The organism is Providencia sp. CIM-Carb-044 (assembly GCF_033901115.1).
GTDB lineage: Bacteria > Pseudomonadota > Gammaproteobacteria > Enterobacterales > Enterobacteriaceae > Providencia > Providencia hangzhouensis.
In genome coordinates this window covers 253251-261729 of the sequence record NZ_JAXADV010000006.1, presented here as the reverse complement: position 1 = coordinate 261729, position 8479 = coordinate 253251, and the positions used below count along the sequence as shown (strand labels likewise).

The following is an 8479-nucleotide window of genomic DNA, read 5'->3' as shown; positions in this document are numbered from 1 at the left end:
GGGTTTATGTCCATCCCCAGAATTGGGCAGGAAGTGATTATTTCCTATCTTAACAATGATATAGATAAACCGATTATAACTGGGTGTACATACAACGGGCGAAATAAGCCACCATTAGACTTGCCAAGTGAGAAGACTCGGACCACGTTTAGAACCAAAACCCATAAAGGGGACGGGTTTAATGAACTGCGTTTTGAAGATGAAAGTGGTCGAGAAGAAATCTATGTGCATGCGCAGCGCGATAACAACATTCACATTAATCGCAACAAAACCCAATATGTCGGGAATGATGATAGTCATACTGTGGCGAATGACCGTAAGCATGAAGTGTGCCATGACGAATTTATACACATCATTAATGAGCAGACCTTACAGGTTGATGTCAATCAATTTGAGCAAATCGGGAAAGACCGTATTACACGCATTGATAACAGCTGGAAAGAAGTTATTCACGCGAGTCACTTTCAAGAAGTGGGTGAAAACAAACAGTGTGACATCCAAAATGATTACATGTTAAAGGCTGCAGGCGGTATTCATACCCACACCAAAGTGCATACGTTGCAAGCCAGTGAAACAGTGATTATTCGTGGTAAAGCGGGGTCGATTCAATTGGATGCACAAGGCGTGACTATCACAGGCAATATCCTGCTAAAAGGTAATGTGTCAGTGACCGGAGGGGCACCCGAAGCGGTCGCCTCATTGGAAGCGGCGGTTAATGAAGGGTTACCGTTAGCGGAGGATTGCCGTGCGAAAGCGATGAAAAAAGGAACGACCTAATGCACTGGAGTCCGAATACAATTTATAAGGAGTATTGGGTCGCACAGTGCCGTTATACGCGAAACAGTGAACAATTTCATGGTATTATGACGGTTGCTGGCGCTAACCAATCGCAGGCGATTGAACGGATGCGCCAGTACTTTACGGCTCACTCCGGACAATACACGTTTGCTGATTATGAAATATTAACGCCTTTAGTCACTTATATTGAGCAAAGCTCAAAACTGGCGCTACCGTTAGTTCGGCAAGTACGTGAACAACATGAGGCAAATGTGTTGGCTGTATTGGTGGATGAACGCAATCTTACCCATCCTAGACCGTCAGAAAAAGGGGATATCCATTACGCGGAGGGGCAACCCGCATTTAGTGATGGGGTTCACCTCTATGCGGTGATTGACAGCGGTGAATACCATAGGCAAACGGGGCAGCATCTTGTGCCGATGTTACATGGCAGCCAATTGCCGTGGCAATCGTTGTACCAAGGAGAAACCCAAGACAGCCTTGAGGACCAAGCGCCTTATTTGATACACCTTCTCCCTAATCATGCCGGAGAAGTCTTTCTAGAGCACTGCTCAAGCTTATCCAACAAAGGTACTTTAGGGATTTTCATTCACAGTCTTAAATCGTTTACTGATATTCATCGTCAATTGCGTAAGATGACGTATTTACATAACAAACCGCTGAACAGTTGGAATTTTTTCCGTTTTTACGATGTGTCACATTTTATGCCATTTATTGAATCATTGACCCATGGGCAGTTACTTAATGTGGTGAGTGGAGTCAAGGCGTTCTACGGCTACAGTGCCAATTACCCTGATGGGGTCAAAATCACCTTTCATTCTGATTATTTATATGATACTCGCCCTCGTGAGCCACTGTTTATTAATGAAAAATTGTATCGGCATTATGCAGCATTGACCTTGGTGCAGACATTGAATAAAGCCAAACAATTGATAGCGCAGTGCCCGCCCTTGTCAACATCGAGCGAGCTATCAGGCTCTGCCGACTTAGAGGCATTTTGTTTACGTATCATGAATCAGGCTTTTTTAAGTGATATCAGCCAAACACAAGCGTTGTTGTATTATGTCCTTGCTCGCCATGCCTGTACTCAAAACGAAACGTTATGGCAATCAGCAACAGAGCAAGCAAAGCCTTATGAAGCAAATGCCGTGACGTTTAATTATCACCGTTATCGATACTGCTTATCGTCACAAGGAGTGACCCCGTGACCTCAAAATACTTAACCCCAGAAGAAAAACAGCTCCGTAAAGTCGTCGAGGCAGTGAATCAAGCATCCCCCAGAAATTTACAAGCCGATGCGGTCGTTTGCCCATGTGAGAATGAACATCGTCCGGTGTATCCAGTGCGTTATGCCTACTCAAATTTATATGGTGATAAAAATGCGAAAGCGGCGGTTCCGCCCGCTATTTCGACGTTACTGTCGGCTTCGTCAATCTCTGACACTAAAGGGTTTTCGGCTCGATTACTGCGCACAGGCTGGGTTTATGTCTTTGAGGAAGGTGAATTTCCCACCCGCCTTGATACTAAAGGACAGTTGCTGATTTTTAAGCATGTTGTGCAACATTACGATAATGGGTATGTCTATTCGGATGATGATAGCTCCAGTGAAGCAGTCAGTGCAAAAGAAAAAGGGGATGCAGAGGAAGGGTTTATCCCTTATTTGCGTGACCCATTAACTCAATCGGTACAAGCACAATCTTGTCAATACCCGTATTTACCGATTAAAAAAGACGTCATGGAGGCGTTGTTTTTATTCAGTGATAGCCCCCTGTCTGATTATGTCTTAGATAAAATGGAAACGGATGCCTCTTATCGACAGGCATTTATGCAAAAAATCAATTTGGTGGATTTTAATGGGAATCCCCATGCGCTTGAATTGAACGCTGAGCATATTGACTATCTGGTTGAAGAATATAAAACCGAGTCAGACCAGTTTTCCGCCTTTACTGAGCACTCAAAATCCATCGGTAATCCGCTACCAAAAGAGTATTTTTCCCATATCACGGGAATGAATAGTGCCAGTAAAAGTACCGATACCCTGTTAAATCAAGCGAAACAAAATTTAGATTACAAAGAAAAAAGTTGTTTAGTTGCACTGTATGACCCAATCGGCTATCAAAAAGATATTTTATCGCTTTATACTTTCGTGACAGCAACGTATGCGATGTTCCAACGTTATTGGCAGTACCCAAATAAAGTGGGTCACTATCTTTCGGCGTTAGAAACCCAGTTTGATAATCCCGACGTTGCGAAAACGGAGCAAGGAAAAGCATTAAAAGATAAATTTACCAAACACATTGATGTTCAGGGATGGAAAACCTATTGGCCGCAAATTGAAGCGGGTAATCAAGAGTTTGAAACATTGCAAGCCAATATTGTCCAACTCTACCGTGATTTTTTAAGCAACCCAACAGTTAAAAATCAGGTCGGTGGTATTAAAAACTATCTTGACCATGCTTTTTTAATTAAAGAACAATATCAAAAAGGGGATTTTTGGCACTCGGCGTTTTTTGATGAATTAGAGGCCTACAGCCAACTGCATGAACAGCTATTCGCCCCCTTGAACAGTTCACCGTCAGGGCGCGTCACACTCGATTTATTGTTATCAACCGACAGTGATGACGGGGAGGTTTGGAAGGAATTTATCACCAACTTGCTGGATGTATTGAATGAAGATGTGATAAAAAATAAAGCGCTCAGTGAATTTAAAGAGCGTGTTTTACCGTCATTACGTTTAGCCGTCATGATATGTTGGGATGCCTTGGGGTACGCGTATACGGAAGCACATACCCATCTGAATAATGCCAAAAATTCTGTACGACGTATCAGCCAAGCGGGGTTGGATTTTCTGGCGCATAAAGTGCTCCCCGCTTTTTTGGCGTATTTCGGTATTTCCGTGAGTTTTGATGAACTCGCGACCTTAAGCGCTGAAGAGTTCAGAAAATGGATGAGTTCACTGAAAGGGATGAGTCAGCCACTCCAACGTTTTTCGAAAAACATGAAGAAGGTCTTTGACTGGGATAATCGATTAAAATCGGCAGGACTCAAGCGCGTTATTACCACTGCCAAATTTAACCTGATAGAAGGTTATCGCTCTACGGGGCTACCAACTGATAAACACGCCTTAATCAGCCACATCAAATTGAGGGCAGATGTCTACACATTGCTCACGAGTATCATTGAATTCAATGCAGTCGCCCATACGAAAGAGTTTGATAAGCAAGACCCATTAAATACCGCCGCCGTAAATATCTTTCGCATTCAAATGGTGGCCCATATTTTAAATACCGCAGAGGCAGTGGTTGAAATACGTCAAGCGGCTAGAGGATATGCAGCAGCGGTCACATTTCCGCCGCTTCAGCGGTTACTCACCAAAATTCAGTTGCCTGAAATCCAAACCAAATTAGGTAAAGTGGGATTAAAAGGGCTCGGGTATACCGTGGCGATTTTAGGGGTTGCCTTACCTATCGCCGAAGCCTCCGCGGAGTTTTATAACAGTAATTACATTACGGGCTCGGCAAAAATTGCGGAAGCAGCAGGGACATTGGCGTTGTCGGTGGGGTTAGCGGCATACGGTGCCACGGAAGGCGTGGTGGCGACCGCCGTTGCGGCATTTGCGTGGGAATTGATTATTATCGGTGCCATCGTATTCGGAATTGGTATGGCGATTTACAATTACTTTAAAACGGATGCGTTTGAAGAGTTATTGAAGCAGTGTTTTTGGGGGAATGGGGATAAGTATTTTGCGGGAGGGGGCAAACGAGATGATGGGCAAAATATCAATAGGCCAGATATTAAATATGATCAATTAGAAGACTATATTAAATATATTGAAGATAATCGAAATTATTTTGGAATGGAACTTCAAGAATTTGCGAATCTTTTCTTTACTTCCCAGTTACAAGTCAGTGCTATTCCAAAATCAAAGGCGGGGTTAGGGCAAAGCCATTACGGGGCTGCACATTATGTCATCCAATATCAGTTTACGCTGGGCAATTTTCAATGTGGTATTTCGGATATTGAATATCAATTGGTTGAAAAGAAAGCTTTGTTTGCTTATCCCGCTGGAACACCTATGGCCTCTTTACCCAAACAAAGGGATACGGTAGTCAAACATCGTGGGATTGATTATTTGGCTTCACAGCAAACAAAATTTAATGCAGTCTTTGAGACAGCTTTGCAAGATGCGTTAGCCAATACGACACTGCGTGATGGAGAGCTTGTACTGAGATTTGAAGTCGAAGCGGGTATTTTTGCAAGGGATCCTCTGAGGCAATCTATTCCATCCATTTATTGGTATTACTTGGTGGATCGTCTGAAAGGCGAAATTGCGCCACTGCGTTACCGAAACGGTGATCCTGATGATAAACTTTATGGCTGTATTGATGAGGAAGGCACCGAATGACGAGTTTATATACAGCAACAAAGCACCCAGAGCAATTAGAAACCACGCCATTGATTGAAGAAAGTCATCACTACGATGATCCGTTGGAGCCTCAAAAACTGGTATTTTTAGATGCGGTCAATAAACAGCGTTGTGTGATTACCTCCCCACAGCGAAATAGCCAGCTCACCAACACGATACCTTTTTTTATCGTGCTCTTAATAATGGCATTTTATACGCTGTTCGGGTTTATTGAAAACCATAAGTCAAATTATTTTACCCTTCAAGATAGGTCTAGCTACTACAATGAAAAATATGGGGTAGATAAGTTACCAAAAGAGTTATCGCGATATTTGCCATATATGAAAGCTAAGGAAATAAGTCTTGGAACATATTTGGTCGATTACTATACTGATAAAATTTATAAAAATGATAAGATTAAGATATTGATGATAATTGGCTGGCTAATTTTTTTCCCCGGTTTTTTGTGGCTATTAGGTTATCTCTCTTTCTTTACTCCTCAAGTTTATCTCATTGCTGATAGGCAACGAGGAATATTATATAGCTATGGGATGGGAAAAGTACGTTTAACACGCTATGAAGATGCAGAATTCGGCTATGCAGGTAAAATGCTGGCGATTAAACTGTATGGCATTGATGAAAGAGTAGGTCAACTAAAAACCATACTCTATCGCCCGAATGTCTCACATTACTCCAGTTTTCTGACCAGCACCGACAGTGAAAACCATCGTTTTATCACGTTTCTCAATGCTTATATGCAAGAGGGGCGAGATGCCGTTTCATCAGTCGATTACCAAGCCCGTAAACCCTTTTTGTCTTTTGGTAAGAACCCACTTCCTGCTGATTTTGAGCAACAGGTCGAACAGATTTTAGCAAAGCTTGATCAGGAGAAAAAACGCAGTGCGTAGTCTTGTGAACGGCAGAAAACTCATTTTAAAAAATGATACGACGAATACCGGTGGTACGGTGCTGACAGCTTCTTCTCTCGCCAAACAAATCCAAGGTGTAGCGCGTGTGGGCGACTCTGTCTATTGTCCTTCATGTAAAAAAACAGGGACTATCGTTGAAGGCGATAGCTTAATGAAAATTAATGGTATCCCTGTTGCGCTAGAAGGTCACAAAGTCGCTTGTGGATGTTCTGGGGGCTGTGTGCTTGTTGCTGTAGGCTAAATGTTAATGTGTTTTAACTTCTCATATAGGTCGCATATCATTGTCACGTGTTGCTGCTTTACTTTGGTTACTCGTTAGTGAGATAAAACTAACCGTTTAAATGGCAAGAATTGAATCCATTAAAAACCATCAATAATTAGTTTATCCCTATGAGTATCTACCTAAAGTAGATATGGTTACTATTCACTCAAGGCCCTTAAAAGGAATTGTATGCAGGATTTACTGGATGTAATTATTGATTTCCTCTCCTCGTTCAAGTGGCGTACTGCAGTAATGATTGTTGCAGGTGTCGCTGTGCTAATTAGCGGATTTAATGATTATTTTGTTATTGGGTTCTTTTCTATCGCTTTAGTGTTGTACTCCCTAGATATCTGGCGGTTTATGGGTAAAACAAGAAAATTAAACAATCCTTTTAAATGACTTAGGATTAAATGTGTTGATACCGATAATTGGGCTTATAACAACGGTCATTATTGATCTTATTTTGATATATTTAATTTTTTGCTGTTTTAAAGGAATTCGAAGTTCGAGTCTTTCAACTGTATTCATCAGGTTTGCTCTTGCATCATGTTGTAGTATCGTGATGTTGTATAGTATTTCAATTAGCTTATTATTCTTAGGCTCATTTATTCGCTAAAGATATAATTATTTTTGGTGCTAAATAATTTAATTAGCAGTGGTTTTTTATCATGTCCTTTACTACCTGAATGTCTAACAAAAAATATTTTAGATAATATTCTTATGGGAAAAAGGCACTGGAAGTATTCACATGGCCATATATTTATTGCTCAAGTAAAACCTGTTATTATTAAGTTGAGTTAGTTATTGCTCTTCTTTTTTAATAATATCTAGTCCATTGGTTGGATCTTTATCCTTGTTTAACCATAAATTATATATTTTAGTCATTTCATGTAGAGCTGGTATTTTCATTTTAGTCCGTAGTCAAATTTGAATAAACTTATCTTTTTTGTTTTTCTTTATATAGTCGCGTAAGTAGAATATTTTCCCCTGAGGATTGCATTTTGATACTAATGCATCTAGTACCTCTCTGCGAATTTTGGTGCTAAGAGTAGTAGGATAATATTTTAGATTTTAAAGGACGTATATTTAATTATAACCAATTAAATAAGATACATATATTATTTATATCAAATAAGTTAATGGGTTAGGTAGAGTTCATACAATTAGGTATTAAAATAAATGTGTAAATTCCACGATAAGGAATTAGTATTGTAATTTAGTGTAAATGTTATATTTGTTTTTTATCAATTCAGTATGAATATAAATTATCCAAATAGGATAAGATATGTTTACCAGTATCATTTTGTAAGTTTTAATGTGTTTTTAAAGTAAAATTTGTAAGCAAATTGTCTAACTTTTTTAGAGTTATAAAGTAATATACATAGGTATAGTCACTATGTTTATTTTATTTTTTTTATTTTCAGATGATAATGTTAACGTTATCATTTGCTGTATAAGGATGAGTGATGAGAATTTAACCTATAGACGGCTAACTGTTAACGTTAACTTAAGCTCTGAGCATTGTGTTTCAGTCTGTGATTAATTGTTTCATTTTATGTGTTTGTAACATGATTAAAGGTTGGTAAAAACAAGTTTTTCAATGGAGAAATATGAACAAAACGGGGTGTAACACGTGTAAGGAGTAAATGGAAAATAATTCATATTTGTGTATTTGAAAAATATAAATTAAATTCAGGTCCATAGCTTGATACTTGATATAGGAAAATAATTAAATTTTATCTCTAATATTAAATTGTCTACTCTAATATTATATTTTCTGGTGATAAAAATGAGAGTTGAAAATGACATATTAAATAGTGCGGCGTCTTCATTTTTAAAAAAATTAAGAAAACAAAATGGTATCACAGAAGGTGAATTAGCCATATTATTAAAAATAAGCCAACAACAAGTCTCAAGGTATGAAAATGGAAAAACACAATTGACCATAGGACGGGTAAATCAATATCTTGAGATATTTGGCTTGGACTGGAATTACTTTACTAATGAAGTAATTAAAAATGCTAAAAGATTAAATGGCATTTAATTGTTTTCTATTAAAATTTAATGCTATTAAATAAGATAGGC

Annotated in this window: 7 protein-coding genes; all 7 read left to right on the top strand. The window is 39.1% G+C overall.

Annotation, left to right across the window (positions count from 1 at the left end; all coding sequences use genetic code 11):
- On the top strand, positions 1-777 hold a 777-nt coding region (locus SJ312_RS14210), incomplete at its 5' end, for a bacteriophage T4 gp5 trimerisation domain-containing protein (protein WP_413776563.1).
- On the top strand, positions 777-2006 hold the full coding sequence (locus tag SJ312_RS14205) for a DUF4123 domain-containing protein (RefSeq protein ID WP_187710062.1): 1230 nt from the start codon (positions 777-779) through the stop codon (positions 2004-2006). The genes SJ312_RS14210 and SJ312_RS14205, both read left to right, overlap by 1 nt.
- Positions 2003-5203, top strand: a complete 3201-nt coding sequence (locus tag SJ312_RS14200) for a toxin VasX (RefSeq protein WP_319868056.1) — start codon at positions 2003-2005, stop codon at positions 5201-5203. Before SJ312_RS14205 ends, SJ312_RS14200 begins: the two co-directional genes overlap by 4 nt.
- Positions 5200-6111 (top strand): hypothetical protein, encoded by a 912-nt coding sequence (locus SJ312_RS14195; protein ID WP_110591226.1) that lies wholly within the window; start codon positions 5200-5202, stop codon positions 6109-6111. Before SJ312_RS14200 ends, SJ312_RS14195 begins: the two co-directional genes overlap by 4 nt.
- Entirely contained in the window at positions 6104-6373 is a 270-nt protein-coding gene (locus tag SJ312_RS14190; protein ID WP_110591227.1) for a PAAR domain-containing protein, read from the top strand. The genes SJ312_RS14195 and SJ312_RS14190 overlap by 8 nt, the downstream gene beginning before the upstream one ends.
- 210 nt (positions 6374-6583) lie before the next feature.
- On the top strand, positions 6584-6793 hold the full coding sequence (locus tag SJ312_RS14185) for a hypothetical protein (RefSeq protein ID WP_110591228.1): 210 nt from the start codon (positions 6584-6586) through the stop codon (positions 6791-6793).
- Positions 6794-8183: 1390 nt separating this feature from the next.
- Positions 8184-8438 (top strand): helix-turn-helix domain-containing protein, encoded by a 255-nt coding sequence (locus tag SJ312_RS14180; protein ID WP_004258030.1) that lies wholly within the window; start codon positions 8184-8186, stop codon positions 8436-8438.
- The last annotated feature ends 41 nt before the right edge of the window (positions 8439-8479 follow it).

Bases quoted from the DNA above. Each gene is read 5' to 3' on its own strand.
- SJ312_RS14205 (WP_187710062.1), top strand. From the start codon at position 777: ATGCACTGGAGTCCGAATACAATTTATAAGGAGTATTGGGTCGCACAG.
- SJ312_RS14195 (WP_110591226.1), top strand. From the start codon at position 5,200: ATGACGAGTTTATATACAGCAACAAAGCACCCAGAGCAATTAGAAACC.
- SJ312_RS14185 (WP_110591228.1), top strand. From the start codon at position 6,584: ATGCAGGATTTACTGGATGTAATTATTGATTTCCTCTCCTCGTTCAAG.
- SJ312_RS14180 (WP_004258030.1), top strand. From the start codon at position 8,184: ATGAGAGTTGAAAATGACATATTAAATAGTGCGGCGTCTTCATTTTTA.